The following is a 21,228-nucleotide window of genomic DNA, read 5'->3' on the forward strand; positions in this document are numbered from 1 at the left end:
GGGGTGAGATTAAAATGAAAAGTTTTGATATAATAAAGTTATTATAAGGATGTATAATGTTGGATAATAAGTATGATGATAATATTTTTTTTGATAAATATGCCTTAATGCTAAGATCTAAAGTAGGATTGGATGGTGCTGGTGAATGGGAAGATTTTAAAACATGTTTACCAAGTTTAAAAGATAAAGTTATATTAGACTTAGGTTGTGGATATGGATGGCATAGTATTTATGCTTTAGAAAATGGGGCTAAAAAAGTTTTTGCTATTGATTTATCTTTAAAAATGTTAGATAAAGCTAAGACTAAAACAAGTAAATATAAAAATAAAATATCCTTTTATAGAGGTTCTTGTGAAGAAATAGATAAAATCACTGACTTACAAAATATGAAATTTGATATAGTTATTAGTTCTTTAGTTTTTCATTATATAAAGGATTATGAAAAATTAATTTTTAATATTTCAAATCTTCTTAATAAAAATGGTAGTTTGGTTTTTAGTGTTGAGCATCCTGTTTTTACCGCAAATATTTCCCAAGATTTTATATATGATAATAATGGGGATATTCAATATTTTCCTATTAAAAATTATTTTTATGAAAATAAAAATAAATATAATTTTTTAGGTGAGGGTGTGATTAAATATCACCGTACCTTAACAAGTTATATTTCTCCCTTATTGCAAAATAATTTTAAAATAACCAATATTATTGAGCCAAAGCCTTCTAATAAAATTATCAATCTTTTTCCTGAATTCAAAAATGAATTTAAAAAAGAATGGCATAGGCCAATGATGTTGATAATATCTTGCATGAAAGAGTAGCTTGAACTTAGTTGTAGATAAATTAAGATTTTTTTTAAAAAATAATAATGTATTTTTAAGTGGTGGTGCAGGTGTTGGTAAGTCTTTTTTAACTATGGAGCTTATAAAATCTTATAGAGTTCAAGGAAAAATTGTTATTGTATTGGGTTCTACCGCTCTTAGTGCTTTTAATATAGGTGGGGTTACTTTACATAGTTTTTTTGCTTTTAAAAGATGTCAAAATTATGATGAGTTATATTATGAAGATAGAAAGCAAAAAGATAAACTAGAAAAATTAAAGAGAATTTTAAAACAATGTGATTTATTGGTTATAGATGAAATCTCTATGGTAAGTGCTTCGTTGATGGAAATGATTTATTATAGATTATCAAGAAGTGGTTTTAATGGTAAAATTTTATTAGTTGGAGATTTTTTTCAACTTCCACCCGTGGTTAAGCATAAAGAAAATCAAATTCAAAGTACTTTATTTCAAAATACTTTATATGCTTTTTCTTCGCAAGCTTGGAGTGATCTTAAATTTATTAATTTAAAACTTAGTATTACAAAAAGAACTTTAGATAAACAATTTTATGAATATTTGTTTTTTCTTAGAATGGGTGAAACAAATAAAGAAATATTGAATTTCTTTAAAAAAATGTTAATTAGTTCAAAAAATTTACTTGAGTATATGGATGAGTATACTTTATTATGCGCTACCAATAAAAAGACTAATCATATTAATACTGAAAAATTAAATCTTTTACAAGGTAAAGAAAGTATATTTAAAGCAAAAGCTGAAAAACTAGATTGTACCTTAGATGATAAAACATACGAGCAGTGGATTAATGGACTTAATTCTTTGAGTGAGTTAAAATTAAAAATAGGTGCTAAGATTATTTTTTGTGTGAATAATAAAGAAGAAAATTATTATAATGGGGAGCAGGGTGTTGTTTTAGATTTTATAAAAGATAAAGAGCAAGAATATATTCTGATAGAAAAAAATAATGGTGAAAGATTGAAATTAAAACCATATGAATATACCTTAGAAGAGTATGAGTTAGACAAAGATGAAAAACTAGAAGTTAAGATAAAAGCTAAATTTGTTCAATTTCCTATAAAACTAGCTTATGCTATAACAATCCATAAATCTCAAGGCATGAGTATAGATAAATTAATATGTGATATTGATGGAATTTTTGAAAAAGGACAATTATATGTATGTTTATCAAGAGCCATTAATCCAAGTAATTTAAAAATAATATATAATTATAAAATGCCTTTTGAGGATTATTTTTTAAAAATTTTAAAATTTGATAAAGAGGTAAAGCGATTTTATCTGCAAGAAAAGTTTATAAATTTAGAAGAAGATAGGGAGTGATTATGAGATGGGTAGTAATTTTATTTTTTTCTTTTTGTAGTATTTATGCTAATTCTTTAAGCATAGAAGATTTTAGAACAGATTTGTATTCAAAAGCTGGAAATAATACTTTAAAAAAGATTGAAATGACTTTAGAATTTGAGGGAGAAAATTTAGAACAAAAGAAAATTACAGACGCATTAAATACTATTGTATCTAGTTATTTTTATGAAGATTTGTTTACAGAAGTGGGCAAAAACAACTTCAAAGAAATTTTGCTTAAATTTAGCAATAAAAAATACAAAACCCAAATAAAAAACATTTATATTTTAAAAATTAACTCAGTGGCTCAATTTGATATAGAAGAACTGAAGCGTTTTGTAAAAGATTTAGAAAAAAAGGAAGAAGATTTAAAAGAAACTGCTAAGCAAGAAGAAATTCAAGATATCCTTAAAGTTGCTAAAACTTCAGATCAAAATAATACCCAGTCAAAAGACATAAATGTTACTCAAGCAAACAGTATTAAAGATAGTAATATAAGTTTTAATCAAGATGTTAATACAAGCAAAGAAGCTATGGATATGATTTTAAAAACTATGGAAAATGCTCAAATGCAAATGTTAGCACCAAGCAAAGAACAAGATTTGTTTAAAGAGATACCATTTTGATTAATGGATTATATCAAAATGGCTTGGAATTTTTGGTATAAAAATATTATCGTTGATGTTTTGATCAAATTTTTGGTTGTAAAAATAAAGACTGACTAAATTTCCCAATTCATCTTTATAAGAAATACTGTTAAGGCTACCGTTTTCTAGTTTGATATTATATATGATATTTTCGTATTTTGCTTCATAGCTTTCGTGAGATATTAATTTCGCATTTTTAAAAATTGCTTGAAGATTTGGTAAATTTTGTAATTGAGTATAAATGGCTTGTTCTAATTCAGGTTCTATGATAACAACTTCTTTGTTGTTGATATAAATTTGCTTTTTATTCGGCTTAGTATAATTCCAAAAGGCTTTATTTTGAGTGATGATAAAATTTCCTTTATAATTTAGCGAAGAATTATTACTTTGCACTTTTTGTTCAAAATCACTGCTAAAATTTTTAAAATTTATATCAAAAGCAAAAATATTATAAGCAAATATCATTAAAAATACAAAATATTTCATAATTATCCTTTAAAAATTTTACAAATTATATAAAATTTATGCAAATAAAATTTTATATAGTTCTAATTAAAATCAAGGTATAATCTAGCATATATTTTTGTAATTAAAGGTAAAAAAATGTTTTCTAGTGTATTTAAAGCAATATTTGGCACAAAAAACGATCGAGAAGTAAAAAAATATTTAAAGAGAGTTGCGCAAATTAATGCTTTAGAGTCAAAATACCAAAATTTAAGTGATGATGAGTTAAAACAAAATTTTATAGATTTTAAAACACAAATTCAAAAAGAAGAAAAAACTTTAGACCAAATACTAAATGATGTTTTTGCAATAGTTAGAGAAGTAGGAAAAAGAACGCTTAATATGCGTCATTTTGATGTGCAATTAATCGGTGGTATGGTTTTACATGAGGGAAAAATTGCTGAAATGAAAACCGGGGAAGGTAAAACCTTGGTTGCAACTTTACCTGTTGTATTAAATGCTATGAGCGGTAAGGGTGTGCACGTAGTTACTGTAAATGATTATTTAGCCAAAAGAGATGCAGAGCAAATGGGTGCTATTTATAATTTTTTAGGTTTTAGTGTAGGTGTGATACTTTCAGAGCAAAATAGCGATGAAGCACATAAAAAAGCTTATGAGTGTGATATAACTTATGGTACAAATAATGAATTTGGCTTTGATTATTTGCGTGATAATATGAAATTTTCAAAGCTTGAAAAAGTACAAAGAGAGCATAATTTTGTTATAGTTGATGAAGTAGATAGTATTTTAATAGATGAAGCAAGAACTCCACTTATAATAAGCGGACCTACAAATAGAACTTTAGATGGTTATATTAAAGCAAATGAAGTAGCAAAACAAATGCAAAAAGGTCAAGCAGCGGCTACTCCTCAAGAATTACCAAGTGGAGATTTTGTTGTTGATGAGAAAAATAGAACTATCATGATTACAGAGGCTGGAATTTCTAAAGCAGAAAAATTATTTGGAGTAGAAAATTTATATAGCTTAGATAATGCAATATTAGCCCATCAGCTTGATCAGGCCTTAAAAGCACATAATTTATTTGAAAAAGATGTGCATTATGTATTAAGAGATAAAGAAGTTGTAATTGTTGATGAATTTACGGGAAGGCTAAGCGAAGGAAGACGCTTTAGTGATGGTTTACACCAAGCATTAGAGGCTAAAGAAGGGGTAAAAATTCAAGAAGAGAGTCAAACTTTAGCAGATATTACTTTCCAAAATTATTTTAGAATGTATAAAAAATTAGCAGGTATGACAGGTACTGCGCAAACTGAGGCAACGGAATTTTCTCAAATATATAATTTAGATGTGGTTTCCATACCTACAAATATACAGGTTGCAAGAATAGATAAAGATGATTTGATTTATAAAACACAAGAAGAAAAATTTAAAGCAGTTATTGAAGAGATAAAAAAAGCAAATGCAAAAGGTCAACCGGTTTTAGTAGGGACTGCAAGTATTGAAAGAAGTGAAGTATTTCATAATATGCTTGTAAAAGAACGCATTCCTCATCATGTGCTTAACGCTAAAAATCACGAGCAAGAAGCTTTGATTATCCAAGATGCGGGTAAAAAAGGTGCAGTAACCATAGCTACTAATATGGCAGGTCGTGGCGTTGATATAAAAATAGATGATGAAATAAGAGCTTTAGGAGGGCTTTATATCATAGGAACTGAACGCCATGAAAGTAGAAGAATAGATAATCAACTTCGTGGTCGTGCAGGGCGTCAAGGTGATCCTGGTGTAAGTAGATTTTATTTAAGTTTAGAGGATAATCTTTTGAGAATTTTTGGCGGTGATCGCATTAAAAATATCATGGAAAGATTGGGTATAGAAGAGGGTGAGCATATAGAAAGTCGCATTGTTACAAGAGCTGTAGAAAATGCTCAAAAAAAAGTTGAAAGTTTACATTTTGAAAGTAGAAAACATTTGCTTGAATATGATGATGTGGCTAATGAGCAAAGAAAGACTATCTATAATTATAGAAATGAATTACTAGATGAAGAATTTGATTTGCAAGATAAAATTTTAAAAAATATTGTTGAATATAGCAATCATTTAGTAAGTCAAATTTATCTAAATGCAGAGCTTGAAGATGATGTTAAACATTTTGAAAGCTTAAAGCAAAAAGTAAGTTATGAGTGTAATCTTGAACTAAACGAAGTTGATTTTAAAGATTTAGGTGTGATTGAAGTAGAAAATAAATTAAGTGAAATTTTAGAAAAAGCTTATAAAGATAAAATGAGTATTATTGAAGATAAGGAAGCTAGAAGAATTGAAAGAATTTTATATCTTCAAATTTTAGATAATCTATGGAGAGAGCATTTATACCAAATGGATATTTTAAAAACTGGTATAGGTTTAAGAAGTTATAACCAAAAAGATCCTTTAGTGGAGTATAAAAAAGAAAGTTATAATCTTTTCATGGAGCTTGTTGAGCGTATTAAATTTGACAGTTTAAAATTGTTATTTAATGTAGTTTTTACTCAAAAAGAAGTACAAAATTTTGAAGAAAAAAGCCATGAACAAAATGAGCAGTTGTTGTCAAATACTACAGAAAGTGGTGTTAATGAAAACGGTGAAGCACAAATTACTAAAGTACCTAGAAATTCACCTTGTCCTTGTGGTAGTGGCAAAAAATATAAAGAATGTCATGGTAAAAGTGGTCCTAAAAAAGGTATTTTAGCTTAAGGTTTGAGATGAATTTAGTTATAGTTGAAGATGATATAAATATGAGAAAATCACTCGAAATAGCTTTGGGTGAGTATGAAGAATTTACTATAAAATCCTATAAATCAGCAACTGAAGCACTAAAAAAACTTAATGATGATGTTGATTTAATTATTACAGATATTAATATGCCGGGTATGGATGGTATTGAATTTGTACAAGCTTGTGAGAATAAATATGATTTTATTATTATTACAGGTAATGCAACGCTAAATCGCGCTATAGAGGCAGTAAGGCTTGGAGTAAAAGATTTTCTAGTAAAACCATTTGATATTAATACTTTAGTAACTGCAATAAAACGCGCAAAAATAATTCAAGAAAAGACTTCTAAAAAAACAAATAAAAAGACTACTAAAAAAGAAGAAAATCAAGATTTTTATGGTACTTCTAAGGCTTTGGAAAATTGTCTAAAATTGGCTTTAAAAGCTGCTAAGACAGATGCAAGTGTGCTTTTTTTTGGAGAAAGTGGGGTAGGTAAAGAAGTTTTTGCAAATTTTGTGCATAAAAATTCAAAAAGAGCACAAAAACCTTTTGTGGCTATTAATATGGCAGCAATTCCATCAAATTTGATAGAAAGTGAGCTTTTTGGTTTTGAAAAAGGTGCATTTACTGATGCCAATACTACTAAAATAGGGTTGTTTGAGCTCGCTAATGAAGGCACTTTGTTTTTAGATGAAATAGGTGAAATGCCTTATGAAATTCAAGCAAAATTATTAAGAGCTTTACAAGAAAAAGAAATTACAAGATTAGGGAGTACTAAAGGTATAAAGATTGATGTAAGAATTATCAGTGCAACTAATGCTCATATAGAAAAAAAGATTGCAGATAATGAGTTTAGACAAGATTTATATTATAGACTTAATACTATTCCTATTAATATACCACCGTTAAGAGAGCGTCAAGAAGAAATTTTGCAAATTGCACAAAAGGTCTTGCTTGATACGTGTAAAGAATATGATTTTAATGAGAAAACTTTAAGCCAAGAAGCACAAGATGCTTTACTAGCTTATGATTTTCCAGGTAATATTAGAGAATTGATTTCTATTATACAAAGAGCTTGTATTTTAAGTGAAAATGATGAGATTAGTGCTCAAGATTTATTTTTAGAAAGTAGAAAAAGTAAAGATATTAAAAATCTTGAAAAAGAATTGATTTTAGAAGCTTTAAAAAATTCGCAAGATATTACAGAAGCAGCTAAGCTTATAGGGATGAGTGAGAAAATTTTTAGCGAAAAAATGAAAAAATACAACATTACTTAAAAAGGACGGACAATGAAAAAAATAGCTATTGTAGGTGCAACAGGAGCAGTTGGTGAAGAACTTTTAAATGTCTTAGATGAGCTTGATTTTCCAGTTGAAAGTATTTTGCCATTAGCAAGTGCAAAAAGTGCAGGTAGTGAAGTAGAATTTAGAGGTAAAAGCTATAAAGTAAAAGAATTAACTCCAAGTGTTTTTAAAGAAAATCCTGTAGATATTGCTTTTTTTAGTGCTGGAGGAAATATAAGTGCTGAGTATGCAAAATACGCAGTAGAATGTGGTGCTGTGGTGATTGATAATACGAGCCATTTTAGAATGGATGAGAATGTTCCTTTGGTGGTTCCTGAGTGCAATAGTGAAGATATTAAAGATTGGGAAAAAACAGGGATTATTGCTAATCCAAATTGCTCTACCATACAAATGGTACATGTTTTAAAACCACTTGATGATGCATTTAATCTAAAAAGAGTAGATGTAAGTACTTATCAAGCAGCAAGTGGCGCAGGTAAAGAAGGTATGGAAGAACTAGTTCAAGGAATGCAAAGTTTTTTTGCTTTTAAACTAGATGAATTTGAAGCAAAAACTTTTCCATATACTTTGGCTTTAAATTTGATTCCTCAAATTGATGTTTTTAGCGACAATGGCTACACCAAAGAAGAATTAAAAATGGTAAATGAAACGCAAAAAATATTGCATAAAAAACTTGAAATTTCAGCAACTTGCGTAAGAGTTCCTGTGCTTAGAAGCCATAGTGAAGCTATTACTATGCATTTTGAAAAAGATGTTGATGTTGCTAAAGTTAGAGAGATACTTTCTAAAGCACCAAGTGTTGTTGTGATTGATGATGTAGAAAATAAAAAATATCCTATGCCACTTTTTACAAGTGACACTAACGAAACTTATGTAGGAAGAATTAGACGTGATATTAATCACAAAAACATTTTACATTTATGGTGCGTGGCTGATCAAATTCGTGTAGGAGCTGCTACAAATGCAGTGCGTATTGCGCAAAAATGGCTAGAATTGGTTTAAAAAGGAGAAAAATGCTAGAAAGATTTTTTGAGAATTTATTAGTTAAAAGTCGTTTGGTTACTATTTTACCTGTGATTTTTGGTTTAATAGGGGCTTTTGTTTTATTTTTTATCGCAAGTTATGATGTGATTAAAGTTTTAAAATATGTATTTGAATACTTTATGTTGCCAAATTCTACGGTAGATTTGCATGAAGATATTGTTGGTTTGATTATAGGAGCTGTGGATTTATATTTGATGGCTTTGGTTTTATTTATTTTTTCTTTTGGAATTTATGAGCTTTTTATTAGCGAAATAGAGGATTTTAAACAAACAAAGCAGTCAAAAGTTTTAGAAGTACATAGTTTGGATCAGCTAAAAGATAAGCTTGCAAAAGTAATTATCATGGTTTTAGTTGTAAATTTTTTTCAAAGAATTTTACAAATGCAACTTAATACAGTTTTGGATATGACTTATTTAGCAGGTTCTATTTTGGCTCTTTGTGTGGGGCTTTATTTCTTGCATAAAAGTGATCATTAATAAGGAATAAAAATGATTTTTATTGATGCGTGTTTTAAAAAATCAACTCCTTATACTCCAGTTTGGATGATGCGTCAAGCAGGAAGATATCTGCCTGAGTACATGGAAGTTAGAGCAAGTGCTGGGGATTTTTTATCACTTTGCAAGGACTATAAAAAAGCAAGTGAAGTTACTTTGCAACCTGTGGATATTTTGGGCGTTGATGCAGCTATTATTTTTTCAGATATTTTAGTGGTGCCTTTAGAAATGGGTATGGATTTAAAATTTGAAAAAGGCGAAGGGCCGGTATTTTCAAATCCCATTAAAACTAAGGAAGATTTGGAAAGATTAGATGCTGAAAAAAGTATTAAAAATCTTTCTTATGTTTATGATGCACTAGCGCTTACTAGAGAAAAACTTGCGCATGATAAAGCTTTGATTGGTTTTTGTGGAAGTCCTTGGACTATTGCTACTTATATGATAGAGGGTGGTGGTAGTAAAAATTATACAAAATGTAAAAAATTAGTTTATCAAAATCCTGAATTTTTACATCAAATTTTATCTAAACTTACTTTAGCTTTAAAGCATTATATTCAAGAACAAATTAAAGCAGGAGCTAATGCTATACAGATATTTGATAGTTGGGCAAGTGCTTTAGAAAAAGAGATGTTTTTTGAATTTTCTTTTAAATACATGCTTGAAATTGCTGATTTTATCAAAGAAAAATATCCACATATTCCCGTGATTTTATTTCCTAAAGGTGTTAGTGGATTTTTGGATGGTATAAATGGAAATTTTGATGTTTTTGGTGTAGATTGGAGTACGCCTTTAGAATTGGCAAAAGAAAAATTAGGCGCTAAGTATACTTTACAGGGTAATATGGAGCCTTGTAGATTGTATGATAAAAATGCGATTGAAGTAGGAGTGGATAAAATTTTGAATATTATGCAAGATAGTGCACATATTTTTAACCTTGGACATGGTATTTTGCCTGATATTCCTGTTGAAAATGCTAAATATTTTATCAAGCTAGTTCAAGAGAAATCTAAAAAGTGAACAAAATTACCTTTGGCCCCATAAGCTCAAGAAGATTTGGGCTTTCTTTAGGGATTGATTTAAGTCCAAATCAAAAGCAGTGCAATTTCGATTGTGTATATTGTGAGTTGCAAGCTGCAAAACCTGTGGAAAAATCTTTAGTATATCCAAAAATTCAAGATATCTTAGAACAGGTAAAGCAATCTTTAGCTAGCGATGTGAAATTTGATTTTCTTACATTAACTGCAAATGGTGAACCTAGTCTGTATCCTTATTTAAAAGAATTAGTTTGCGAGTTAAATAAAATAAAACAAGATAAAAAACTTTTGATTTTAAGTAATGGTAGTGGTGTGTTAAATCCAAATGCATTCAATGCTTTATTGGATATTGATGTAGTTAAATTTAGTCTTGATAGTGCTAAAGAAAAAACATTTTATAGAATAGATAAAGCTCTAAAACGAATTAAACTTGAAGCAATGATTGATAAAATGATTACTTTTAGGGAAAAATTTCTAGGTGAGCTTGTTATGGAAGTTTTAGTTGTACAAGGCTTAAATGACAATAAAGAAGAAATGTTAGCTTTAAATGAGGTATTTGATAAAATAAAGCCATTAAGAGTAGATTTTAGCACTATTGATAGACCTCCAGCTTATCCTGTTAAAGGTGTATCTATGGAAAAATTAGAAGAATTAAGTATGTATATTAATAGCGCCCCTGTTGTGCTTGCTAAGCATTATTATAAAGGTGAAAAAATTGATTTTAATACTCAAGAGCTTTTAAAAATGTTGCAACTTAGAGCTCAAAGTGAATTTGATGTTGAAAATAAATTTAGTCAATATAGTAAAGATATATTAGAAAAGTTACTTAAGGAGCAAGAAGTTATTGTAAAAAATCTAGCTGGAGTGAAATTTTATAAAAAAATATAATTTTTTGTGAAAAACTCTTGACAAGAGTATTTTTTTCTTATATAATACCATTTCTTATTTATTGATGTTCCGGATTAGCTCAGCGGTAGAGTAGTCGGCTGTTAACCGATTGGTCGTAGGTTCGAATCCTACATCCGGAGCCACTTCTTTTTAAATTATAATCCTGATTTTTATAAGTGTTAAGTAAATTATATGATTTTATATAACTAGTATTTTCGTAACGAAAATACTAGTTTTTGATATCAAAAGTAAAGAATTTGCTTTCGAAGTTATTGCCTACTTTCTCATACTGAAACATAGCAGGTTCTAGATTTTGCACTTCATGGTATAAAAGTCCTAAAGCAAGCCTTGCTTCTAAGGTTTCTTCGTTTTCCAATCTTGCAAGTTCAAGTAAAGCAATGGCTGAGTTTGGATTATTTGAACCTATTGCTGCAACTGCAGCTAAAAATAAAGTTTGAGCATCTTTAATTTTGTAATCATCTATTAAAATATTATAAAGTGTATATGCTTCTTGGTATTCCTTTGCAAATATATCTACATAAGCTAGAGCAAAGATTAATCCAATGGAATTTTTATTACTCATGGCTAGTCTTTTTTTAATATCATTTCTAACATGATTAAGCAAGCCTGTTATTTGCATAAGCGTTACATAGCTATCTTTAACTATCCCAGCTCCTCCAAATAAAGAATTATAATCAAGTTTGGTATTTAAAAAATACATTTGAGCTTGTTTGGCGTATTCTTTGATATTTAAATTCATATTTTTGGAGTTAAAATATAAAATATTGCTAATAATATCCTCACTTAATAAATCTTTTAATTCTTTTATTTTTTGGTTTCTTAGGGTTTCAAGATTATTGCCATTTGCAGCTATAATAGCAAATATTAACTCCAAAGGTGTGTTATTAGTATTTGAAAGATTATCTAGGTAAGGAATAGTAGCAGTAAAGTCATTTTTAGCTAAATATAGTAAATATTTGTATATATTGTTGTTTTGATCAATGGTATTATCTGCTTGGAGATTTTCTAAAAGTTCATTAGCAAGTTTTGTATAATCTTTCTTTGCTAGATCCATACAATATATGCCAAAAATTCCTGCAATATAATTTTTAGGATTTAAATGATATGCGGTTGAAAAGTGCTTGTAAGCATTGTTATAATCTTGTAATTGTGCGTAAGTTAGGGCAAGATTATAATGAATTACATCATGAGCATGATAAATTTCACTTAAGTTTTTAAATTCTTGATTAGCTTCTCTTAGATGAAAATTAAAAGCTAAGTTAATAGCATGAGATAATTCTATATTAACCCCTGATAAAGCCTTACTTTTAACAAGTAATTCATTTTCGTACTCATATCCTTGTATAAAATTTCCCAAATCAGCCTTTGTAATAAGCTCCATGCTTTGTTTAACATCAAAAACACGATATGGTGAAAAGTAAAACAGTAAATCATATATTTGTTGTTTTCCAGTAATCAATCTCTTGGCAAAATTTTGTTGGGCAATATCAATATTTGAAAAATTTCTTTTTAATCTTGTTTTGATATTATAGTATTTTGAACCTATATCTTTATCTTTGATGTAAAGAGCTTTTAAAATTTGCGCACCACTTTCAAATTGACCGGTTTTTAATTCAACTAAGGCTAAAGCAACCTTACTTCTAGCTTCATGTTCTCCTATCTTTGAGGCTTTTTCAAGATATTCTTTAGCTTTTTGATAGTTTCCTGATTTTGCATATAATAAGCCTAAGGGCAAACTTGCTTCATAATCTTCTTGTTTTTGTAAAAAATCAATGGCGTTTTTTTCTGATTTTAATAAAGCATAAACTTTTGCTCCAAGATAATAAGATTCACCTTGATAACCATTGATGTTGTTTGAGCGCATAAACATTTGCAAAGCTTCAGGGTAAAATCCTTGATAATAATTAATTAAACCTAGATAATAATCATACAAAGATGATTTGGAATCTTGTGGTAAATGCACTCTTGCTAAGTCAAGATAATAATTAAATTTTTCTTTATTACCAAGATTAAAATAACACACAGCAGTGTTTATGGCAGCAGCCACTTTGTGCTCTTCTAATTCTAAAGATTGCTTGAAATTTTCAATTGCGCTAGCATAATCTTTTTGTTTCATTTGGGCTACGCCAAGATTATAACTAGATAAGGATTGATTGAAAATGTTAATGTTATTGTAAAGTTCTAAAGCGCTTTCTACATCACCTTTTTCATATAATAAATTTGCTTTTTGTACTACAAGATCTAATGCTGATTGTTTTACTTTAGTGATGCTTGAGCTAGTATTATCATCTAAGACTTGAGTATTTAAAATAGCTTGTTTATCTTCTTTGAAAACTATGAGTAAAATTAAAACTACAAGCAATATTAGAGCAAGAGCTCCAAGTGCAGAAATTAAAATAATAAATTTTTTATCAAAAAGCTTTTTTTTCTCTTCAGGTTGTGGTGTTTGAGGTTCTTCTTCCACTCTTTGAAAGGTGCTTTCTTCCTCCTCTAATTCAGGAGGTATCATGCCAGGAGGGATAGCTTGTTCTTCTACTCCTGGATTTTCATCTAACTCAGAGAAAGCTTTTTCTTGGTTGTCTTGTTCTTTAAGTGTTACTTCTTCGGCCATGTTTTCTCTTAAAAGTATTTTCTTAACACATCAGGAATTCTTATATTTCCATCTTTTTCTTGATAGTTTTCCATAATAGCTACCAAGGTTCTTCCAACAGCTAGTGAAGAGCCATTAAGTGTATGCGCTAATTCGTTTTTGCCTTTATCGTTTTTAAAGCGAATTTTTGCACGTCTTGCTTGAAAATCTTTACAATTAGATACAGAGCTAATTTCACGGTATTTATTTTGAGATGGAAGCCAAACTTCTAAATCCACTGTTTTTGCAGCTGAAAATCCTAAATCTCCAGTACAAAGCATCAAATGTCTGTGTGCTAGACCTAAAGAGCTTAGCAAATCACTAGCACAATTTAGCATTTCTTCAAACATTAGCTCGCTTTGATCAGGCTTGCATATACTAACAAGTTCTACTTTTTCAAATTGATGTTGTCTTATAATGCCTCTTGTGTCTCTACCTGCACTTCCTGCTTCTTGTCTAAAACAAGCGCTATAGCAAGTCATTTTTAAAGGTAATTCTTCTTGAGTTAAAATTTCATTAGAATAAAGATTGGTTACAGGAATTTCAGAAGTTGAAATGAGGTATAAATCATCATTTTCTACCTTATACATATCATCTTTAAATTTAGGAAGTTGTCCAGTGCCATACATGGTCGCACTATTTACTAAAAATGGCACATTAACTAACTCAAAACCTCTACTTCTATTAAAATCTATCATATAATTTACTAAGGCTCTACTTAGTAAAGCTCCTTCATTTTTAAGTACACAAAAGCGACTTTGCGAGATTTTAACTCCTCTTGTAAAATCAAGCCAATTTAATTTTTCTCCTAAATCATGATGTTCTTTAATTTCAAAATCAAAACTAGGTGGGGTAAGAACTTTTTTTAATTCTACATTCTCATCCTCATCTTCCCCAAAAGGCACACAATCATCAGGGGTATTTGGTACTGCTAGAGCAATTTGCTCCAGTTTTTCTTCTAATTCATTAACGATTTTTGATTGAGTATTGATTTTTTCTTTATTTTGACTTAGTTGTGCTTTTAAGCTTTCTTTATCTTGTGCTGTTGCAAGTTCTTTGCTAAATTTGTTTTGAAAAGCTTGAAATTCTTCTAAAAGTGCTTTTTCTTTTTTTAAATTTATAAATAAATCACTCAGTTCTTTGAGTAAATTTTCATCCACTTTTTTAGCTTTTAATTTTTGTGCAATTTCATCGAAATTATTTTGTAAAAGTTTTAAATCTAACATTCTAACTCCTTTTATAGTCCTATTTTAGCATAAATTTTTTCCATTGTTTCTTGGGCTTGTTTTTTTGCTTTACTTGCTCCAAATTCTAAAATTTCCTCAATTTTTGAAGGATTAGCTAGTAATTTTTCATATTCTTCCTTAGCCGAGGCAAAATACTCACTAATGATTTCATTTAAATACATTTTAAAATGCCCATAACCTTCGCCACCTTTTTCATAACGACTTTTTAAAGCCTCTTGCTCTGTTTTGTCTAAAAATAATTTTGCGATTTTAAATATATTGCAATTTTGCCAATCTTTTGGATCTTCTAAAGCTGTACTATCTGTAACAATGGAAGAAATTTGTTTTTTAATAGCTTTTGGTGTATTAAAAATATCGATTGTATTTTGATAAGATTTACTCATTTTGGCTCCATCAGTGCCAGGTACTACCGCAACTTCATCATTAACCTTAGCTTGAGGTAGAGTGAAAATTTCACCCCATTCATTATTTACTTTTAAGGCTATGTCTCTTGCTATTTCAACGTGTTGAATTTGATCTTTGCCTACAGGAACTACTTGAGCATTAAAAAGCAAAATATCTGCAGCCATTAAAACAGGGTAAGAAAAAAGTCCATGGTTGGCATTTAAACCTTTGGCGATTTTATCTTTATAGCTATGCGCTCTTTCTAAAAGTCCCATTGGGGTAAATTGAGAAAGAATCCAATAAAGTTCCATTACTTCTTTTACATCACTTTGCAACCAAAACACGCTTTTTTGCGGATCAATCCCTAAACTCAAAAAAGCTGCTGCAGCTTTGAGTGAATTTTGTCTGAGTTTTTCACCATCAAAACTTGAAGTCATAGCATGGTAATTTGCTATAAACATATACATTTGATTTTCTTCTTGCATATTTAGCATTTGTTTGATTGAGCCAAAATAATTGCCTATATGTAAATCTCCACTTGGTTGCAATCCTGTAATAACTCTCATTTTACCTCTTTTTTAATCTCTTTGATAAGTTCTTTAATACTTTTGTTTTCAATGTTAATTATAATATCTGCTTTTTTTTCATATTTTTTTGCCCTTTGATTAAAAAGAATTTTGGCATTATTTATATTTGTAAGTAAAGGCCTAGTGGCTAATTCTTCCTTGCTTAATCTTTGCAAAAGATAATCAAAGCTTGCTTTTAAATATATAATTGTCCCAATGTCTTTTAGTTTTTTTTGTCCTATGAAACCACCACCACTTGCAATAGAGCAATCTTGCACACAAGTTAAAAAAGAAACAAGTTTTTTCTCTTCTTTACGGAATTTTTTTTCACCATATGTTTTAAAAATTTCATCAATTTTAAGATTAAATTTTTCTTTGATTAAACTATCTGTATCTAAAAATATTTTATTGTATTTTTTAGCATAAGCTCTTGCTATGGTTGTTTTACCACAACCCATAAAGCCTACAAAAAGGAGATTATCCTTCTTGCTCATCTTTGCTACCTTTTTTTCTTGAAGCTAAAATCAAAGGAACACCTTCAAAATTAAATTGTTTTCTAATTTGATTTTGCAAATAGCGCTTATAGCTAAAATGCAAAGCTTTTGGTCTGTTCATGATTAGAGCTATTTTTGGAGGTGCTAAGTCATATTGAACCGCATAATAAATTTTTACTAATTTACCATAATCATGTGGTAGCGGGTGGGCTCTTGTGGCTTCTTCTACCAAGGCATTTAATTTTGCAGTTGGAATTTTTTGTGTAAAATTGGCAAAAACTTCTAAAATTTTATCTAAAAGTACATGCACTCTTTTTCCGCTTAAAGCTGATACGCTTACAACGGGTGCATAAGCTAGAAATTTAAAACGATCTAGTTTTAATTCTTTTAAAGTTTTATCAAAATCAAGCTCGCTTTTATCCCATTTATTAAGCACGATAATCACACCTAGACAATGCTTGGCAGCAAGTCCTGCAATACGCTCATCAAGTTCGTTAAAGCCTTCGGCTGCATCAAGCACTAAAAGTGCAATTTGAGCATTAGCTAGGGCATATTCAGTTCTATTTAGCGCATAACGTTCCAAGCCTTGTATTTTCCCACGTTTTCTAATCCCTGCAGTATCTACAAACTCAATGATTTTATCTTTATGCATAATGCTTTCATTAACAGGATCAATCGTAGTGCCTGCTATATCGCTTACCACGCTACGCTCTTCTTTAACTAAAGCATTTAAAAGACTTGATTTTCCTACATTTACCCTACCTATAATTCCTACTTTAATATGGTTTTCATTGATAGTTTTTAGCTTAAAATCTCCGCTATTTTCATCAAAATTTTCTAAATAGCTTTCAAAGTCTTCTTCTTCATCTGCATTTAAAAAACTTTCATTTAAAAACTTGCCAGCCCACATGCAAAGCTCATCAATGCCTATATTATGTGTAACAGAGATATTAAAAACTTCTTTTACGCCAAAATTAGAAAATTCCCAAGATCTTTCTTCATCCTTTTTATTATCCACCTTGTTAATTACTAAGGCTATAGGTTTGTTGAGTTTTTTCATTTCATAAAAAAAAGCTTTATCTTCATCATCGGGCAGAAATTTTCCATCCACCATATAAAAGATAATATCACTATTTTTAGCAGCTTTTAATGAATTTGCTTTGACATTTTTAAAAAGCTCATTGCTTTCATCAAGTCCACCACTATCTATCAATAAGGCTCTTTTACCATCAATTTCCACTTCTATTTTGTTAGTATCTCTTGTAGTCCCACTTATGTCACTGGTGATAGCTATGCGCTTTCTTGCAAGTCTATTAAAAAGACTTGATTTGCCAACATTTGGTTTTCCTATTAAAATAATACTTTGCATTAATACTCATTTTTAAATTTTTATTTGTGATTATATAAAAATTGCCTTAAAATTAAGCAAAAAAGACTAAAATAACGGGAATTTTTATATGGAATTTATATGTTAAGAATAGTTAAAAAAAATTTAGGTATATATTTTATGATTATTGCTTCCATAGAATTTGCACTTGTAGGTGCTTGTGCAAAAATTCTTAGTGAAGAATTATCATCGATTGAAATTATGTTTTTTAGAAATATCATAGGCACAGCTTTTATGCTTTATGCGCTTTCAAAATTAAATTTTCATAAAAGCGGCGGTCGTTTGGGTTTGCTTATTTTTAGAGGTGTTATAGGAACGATTGCCTTATATCTTTTCTTTTATAATGTTTCTAATATTTCTTTAGGTGGAGCTTTTGCTTTTCAAAAAACAGCACCGATTTTTATAGCTTTAATTGCTTTTTTATTTTTTAAAGAAAGCTTGGGATTAAAAGCTTGTTTTGGGATTTTGATTGCTTTTATAGGAGTATTGTTAATTTGTCAGCCTTTTGCAGATAGTACTATGCACTCAGGTTTTGATTTAAAAAATAGCATTTTGGGAATTTTAAGTGGTTTTTGTGCAGCCTTGGCGCTAACTAGCGTAAGAGAGCTTAGAAAATCATATCCAGCACCTTTTATAGCTTTATCTTTCGTTTTAATTGGTACTTTAATGCCTTTAATGTCTATGATTATAGGTTCTTTTTATGAAATAAAAGAACTTGATTTTTTAATTGCTCCTTTTGTTATGCCTAGTTTTAAAGCTTGGATTTTTATTATTTTAATGGGTGTTTTTGGAGCAATGTATCAAATTCATGTTACCAAAGCTTATGGGGTGGCAAAAAAGGCAGGAGTTGTTGCTGGGGTTAGTTATATAGATGTAGTTTTTACTTTATTTTTGGGCATATTATTAGGAGATGAATTTCCTAGTTTGATGGTTTTTATAGGAATTTTTAGCATTATTATAGGAGGAATTATTTTGGTTAGTAAGCAAACAAAAGGAAATAAAAATGGAAAATAAAACAGATTTAATTTATGGTTTAGAAGATAAACCGCCTTTTGCTAAAGCTTTTTTTGCTGCTTTGGTGCATTTAATGGCTATGTTTGTGGCTGTGATTACACCTGCTTTATTAATTTGTAAGGGTCTTGGAATAGATGATACTAATACAGCTAGAATTATATGCATGTCACTTTTTGCTTCAGGTGTTGCTTCGCTTTTACAGATTAAAACTTGGGGTCCTATAGGGAGTGGACTTTTATCTATTCAAGGGACTAGTTTTAACTTTGTTGCGCCTATTATACTAGGTGGGCTTGTTTTAAAAAATAATGGTTTATCACAAGAAGCAATGCTTGGGGCTATTTTTGGCACTTTAATGCTTTGTTCTACCACTGAAATGATTATTTCTCAAATTTTACCTTTTATTAGAAGAGTGATTTCGCCTTTGGTTTCAGGTATAGTAGTGATGATTATAGGTCTTAGTTTGATTAATGTTGGTCTTGTGAGTGCAGGAGGTGGATTTGCGGCTAAGGCAAGTGGTGAGTTTGGTTCTTTGCAAAATTTATTATTAGCCGGAGTTGTGATTTTAAGTATTATTATATTAAATCGTTTTAACAATGCCTATATAAGAATTTCTTCTTTATTTATAGCTATGATAATAGGGCTTTTAGTGGCTATGACTTTTGAAAATTTTAGCTTTAATTTTAATGAAAATTTACCTTTAATGTTTTTGCCTGATCCTTTGCATTATGGTTTGAGTATTGATTATAATCTCATTTTACCTTTGATTTTAGTTTTTATGGTAACTTCTTTAGAAACTATTGGTGATATTAGTGCTACTAGCGAAGTTTCTAATCAGCCAGTTAAAGGTGAACTTTATGCAAAAAGATTAAAAGGTGGAGTTTTGGCAAATGGTTTTAATTCCTTTGTTTCAGCCTTTTTTAATACTTTTCCAAACTCATGTTTTGGGCAAAATAATGGCGTCATAGCTTTAACAGGTGTTGCAAGTCGCTATGTAGGGTTTATTGTAGCTTTTATGTTGATGATTTTGGGTTTATTTCCTATTGTGGCTGATATTACTTTGCAAATTCCAGAGCCTATTTTAGGTGGGGCAACTTTAGTGATGTTTGGTACTATAGCTGCAACGGGGGTTAGGATTATCTCTAAAGAAAATTTAAACCGTCGTTCTATTATCATCATAGCTATGAGTTTGGGTATAGGACTTGGAGTTTCTAATAATCCTGATATTTTAGAATTTATGCCAATGTGGTTTAAAACTTTATTTTCTTCAGGGATTGCAGCAGGTGGGATTACAGCTATTATTTTAAATTTTGTTTTTCCTCTTGAAGAAAATAGTAAAAATAAAGTAAAATAATAAAAAAACAAGGAAAAAATGATGAAAAAAATGATACTAATAGCAGGGCCTTGTGTGATAGAAAATGAAGAGCTTGTTTTTAAGGTTGCACAAGAGCTTGAATGCTTTTTAAAAGATGATAGAATTGATTTTTATTTTAAATCAAGTTTTGATAAAGCAAACAGAACTAGTATTAATAGTTTTAGAGGGCCAGGCATTGAAAAAGGCTTGGAAATTTTGCAAAAAGTTAAAGATAAATTTGGCATGCAAATTTTAACTGATATTCATGAGAGTTCTCAAGCAAGTATTGCGGCTGAGGTTGTAGATGTTTTACAAATTCCAGCCTTTTTATGCAGGCAAACTGATTTATTGGTGGCTGCTGCTAAAACAAAAGCTAAGGTAAATGTAAAAAAGGGGCAATTTTTAAACCCTGAAGACATTAAATACAGCGTAGCTAAAATTTTACAAACTAGAGGCATTAGCGAAGAAGGTTTTGAAATAGCCAAAGAAAATGGGGTTTTTGTAGCTGAGAGAGGTTCGAGTTTTGGTTATGGAAATTTAGTTGTAGATATGAGAAGTTTGGTTATCATGAGAAAATATGCTCCGGTTGTTTTTGATGCTACTCATAGTGTGCAAATGCCAGGAGCAAATGGTGGAAGTAGTGGAGGCAAAAGTGAATTTGTAGAGCCTTTAGCAAGAGCTGCTGCTAGTGTGGGTGTAGATGGATTTTTCTTTGAAACACACATTGATCCTTGTAAGGCTTTATGTGATGGACCAAATATGCTTGATCTTTCAAGACTTAAAAACTGCGTAAATACACTTTTAAAAATTCAAGAAATCATTTAAAAAAGGAAAAATATGAAGATAATAGAGGGAAATTTAAGTTTAAAAGGTGATGAGAAAATTGCAATTATTAATGCAAGATTTAATCATATTATCACAGATCGTTTAGTTGAAGGTGCTAAAGATGCTTTTTTAAGACATGGGGGTAAGGAAGAGAACTTAAGTCTTATTTTAGTGCCAGGTGCTTTTGAAATTCCTTTTGCATTAAAACAAGCTTGTGAGAGTAAAAAATTTGATGGAATTTGTTGTGTTGGAGCGGTAATTCGTGGAAGTACGCCACATTTTGATTATGTAGCAGCTGAAACTACTAAAGGTATAGCGAGTGTGGGGCTTGGAGCTAATGTGCCTGTAAGCTTTGGAGTTTTAACAACTGATACTTTAGAGCAAGCCATAGAAAGAGCAGGTAGTAAAGCAGGTAATAAAGGTTTTGAAGCTATGCTTACTGTGGTTGAAATGCTTAATTTAATCCAAAAAATTAAGGCTTAAA

General features: G+C 29.7%; 19 protein-coding genes and 1 tRNA gene. 14 read left to right on the forward strand and 6 right to left on the reverse strand.

The window, feature by feature from the left end; genetic code table 11:
- The first annotated feature begins 56 nt into the window (after positions 1–56).
- The 3 genes from L8T90_RS05245 to L8T90_RS05255 are packed head-to-tail and all read left to right on the forward strand — an operon-like array spanning position 57 to position 2,825.
- Entirely contained in the window at positions 57–821 is a 765-nt protein-coding gene (locus tag L8T90_RS05245) for a class I SAM-dependent methyltransferase (protein WP_263683070.1), read from the forward strand.
- A gap of 1 nt (position 822) precedes the next feature.
- Positions 823–2,178, forward strand: coding sequence for an ATP-dependent DNA helicase (locus L8T90_RS05250; protein ID WP_263736915.1), 1,356 nt, complete (start codon positions 823–825; stop codon positions 2,176–2,178).
- Between the two features lie 2 nt (positions 2,179–2,180).
- A complete protein-coding gene (locus L8T90_RS05255; RefSeq protein ID WP_263736916.1) occupies positions 2,181–2,825 on the forward strand; it encodes a flagellar basal body-associated FliL family protein in 645 nt (214 codons plus the stop codon).
- On the opposite strand, the gene lolA is transcribed toward L8T90_RS05255, so the two are convergent.
- On the reverse strand, positions 2,826–3,332 hold the full coding sequence (gene lolA, locus L8T90_RS05260) for a LolA-like outer membrane lipoprotein chaperone (protein WP_263702827.1): 507 nt from the start codon (positions 3,330–3,332) through the stop codon (positions 2,826–2,828).
- 117 nt (positions 3,333–3,449) lie between these two features.
- Here lolA and secA point away from each other — a divergent pair, with 117 nt between their 5' ends.
- From secA to L8T90_RS05295, 7 genes are all read left to right on the forward strand, one after another.
- Positions 3,450–6,041, forward strand: a complete 2,592-nt coding sequence (secA, locus tag L8T90_RS05265; protein ID WP_263736917.1) for a preprotein translocase subunit SecA — start codon at positions 3,450–3,452, stop codon at positions 6,039–6,041.
- Positions 6,042–6,049: 8 nt separating this feature from the next.
- Positions 6,050–7,339, forward strand: coding sequence for a sigma-54-dependent transcriptional regulator (locus tag L8T90_RS05270; protein WP_263736918.1), 1,290 nt, complete (start codon positions 6,050–6,052; stop codon positions 7,337–7,339).
- 12 nt (positions 7,340–7,351) lie between these two features.
- A complete protein-coding gene (locus L8T90_RS05275; protein ID WP_263678836.1) occupies positions 7,352–8,368 on the forward strand; it encodes an aspartate-semialdehyde dehydrogenase in 1,017 nt (338 codons plus the stop codon).
- A gap of 11 nt (positions 8,369–8,379) precedes the next feature.
- Entirely contained in the window at positions 8,380–8,886 is a 507-nt protein-coding gene (locus L8T90_RS05280; protein ID WP_012661246.1) for a YqhA family protein, read from the forward strand.
- Positions 8,887–8,898: 12 nt separating this feature from the next.
- Positions 8,899–9,921 carry a uroporphyrinogen decarboxylase gene (hemE, locus tag L8T90_RS05285; protein WP_263736919.1) on the forward strand — a complete coding sequence of 341 codons (1,023 nt, stop codon included), beginning with the start codon at positions 8,899–8,901 and terminating at the stop codon, positions 9,919–9,921.
- Positions 9,918–10,826, forward strand: coding sequence for a radical SAM protein (locus tag L8T90_RS05290; RefSeq protein ID WP_263736920.1), 909 nt, complete (start codon positions 9,918–9,920; stop codon positions 10,824–10,826). Before hemE ends, L8T90_RS05290 begins: the two co-directional genes overlap by 4 nt.
- 68 nt (positions 10,827–10,894) lie before the next feature.
- Positions 10,895–10,969 (forward strand) — tRNA-Asn (locus L8T90_RS05295).
- An 86-nt stretch (positions 10,970–11,055) separates the two neighbouring features.
- Here L8T90_RS05295 and L8T90_RS05300 read toward each other — a convergent pair.
- The 5 genes from L8T90_RS05300 to der are packed head-to-tail and all read right to left on the reverse strand — an operon-like array spanning position 11,056 to position 17,536.
- Positions 11,056–13,458: a tetratricopeptide repeat protein gene (locus L8T90_RS05300; RefSeq protein ID WP_263736921.1), complete on the reverse strand. Its 2,403-nt coding sequence runs from the start codon at positions 13,456–13,458 to the stop codon at positions 11,056–11,058.
- 8 nt (positions 13,459–13,466) lie between these two features.
- Positions 13,467–14,702, reverse strand: a complete 1,236-nt coding sequence (serS, locus tag L8T90_RS05305; RefSeq protein WP_263736922.1) for a serine--tRNA ligase — start codon at positions 14,700–14,702, stop codon at positions 13,467–13,469.
- 11 nt (positions 14,703–14,713) lie between these two features.
- On the reverse strand, positions 14,714–15,673 hold the full coding sequence (gene trpS / locus L8T90_RS05310) for a tryptophan--tRNA ligase (protein WP_263664013.1): 960 nt from the start codon (positions 15,671–15,673) through the stop codon (positions 14,714–14,716).
- Positions 15,670–16,167, reverse strand: coding sequence for a shikimate kinase (locus tag L8T90_RS05315; RefSeq protein ID WP_263736923.1), 498 nt, complete (start codon positions 16,165–16,167; stop codon positions 15,670–15,672). The genes trpS and L8T90_RS05315 overlap by 4 nt, the downstream gene beginning before the upstream one ends.
- A complete protein-coding gene (der, locus tag L8T90_RS05320) occupies positions 16,151–17,536 on the reverse strand; it encodes a ribosome biogenesis GTPase Der (RefSeq protein WP_263728032.1) in 1,386 nt (461 codons plus the stop codon). Before der ends, L8T90_RS05315 begins: the two co-directional genes overlap by 17 nt.
- A gap of 99 nt (positions 17,537–17,635) precedes the next feature.
- On the opposite strand from der, the gene L8T90_RS05325 reads away from it, so the two are divergent.
- Genes L8T90_RS05325 through ribE form a run of 4 tightly spaced genes read left to right on the forward strand, consistent with a single transcriptional unit; the run spans position 17,636 to position 21,227 of the window.
- On the forward strand, positions 17,636–18,568 hold the full coding sequence (locus L8T90_RS05325) for a DMT family transporter (protein ID WP_263678848.1): 933 nt from the start codon (positions 17,636–17,638) through the stop codon (positions 18,566–18,568).
- Entirely contained in the window at positions 18,558–19,919 is a 1,362-nt protein-coding gene (locus tag L8T90_RS05330; RefSeq protein WP_263736924.1) for a uracil-xanthine permease family protein, read from the forward strand. The genes L8T90_RS05325 and L8T90_RS05330 overlap by 11 nt, the downstream gene beginning before the upstream one ends.
- Before the next feature lie 21 nt (positions 19,920–19,940).
- On the forward strand, positions 19,941–20,744 hold the full coding sequence (kdsA, locus tag L8T90_RS05335) for a 3-deoxy-8-phosphooctulonate synthase (RefSeq protein WP_263736925.1): 804 nt from the start codon (positions 19,941–19,943) through the stop codon (positions 20,742–20,744).
- Between the two features lie 12 nt (positions 20,745–20,756).
- Positions 20,757–21,227, forward strand: a complete 471-nt coding sequence (gene ribE, locus L8T90_RS05340) for a 6,7-dimethyl-8-ribityllumazine synthase (RefSeq protein WP_012661257.1) — start codon at positions 20,757–20,759, stop codon at positions 21,225–21,227.
- The last annotated feature ends 1 nt before the right edge of the window (position 21,228 follow it).

It is taken from the genome of Campylobacter sp. RKI_CA19_01121 (assembly GCF_025771295.1).
Taxonomy (GTDB): domain Bacteria; phylum Campylobacterota; class Campylobacteria; order Campylobacterales; family Campylobacteraceae; genus Campylobacter_D.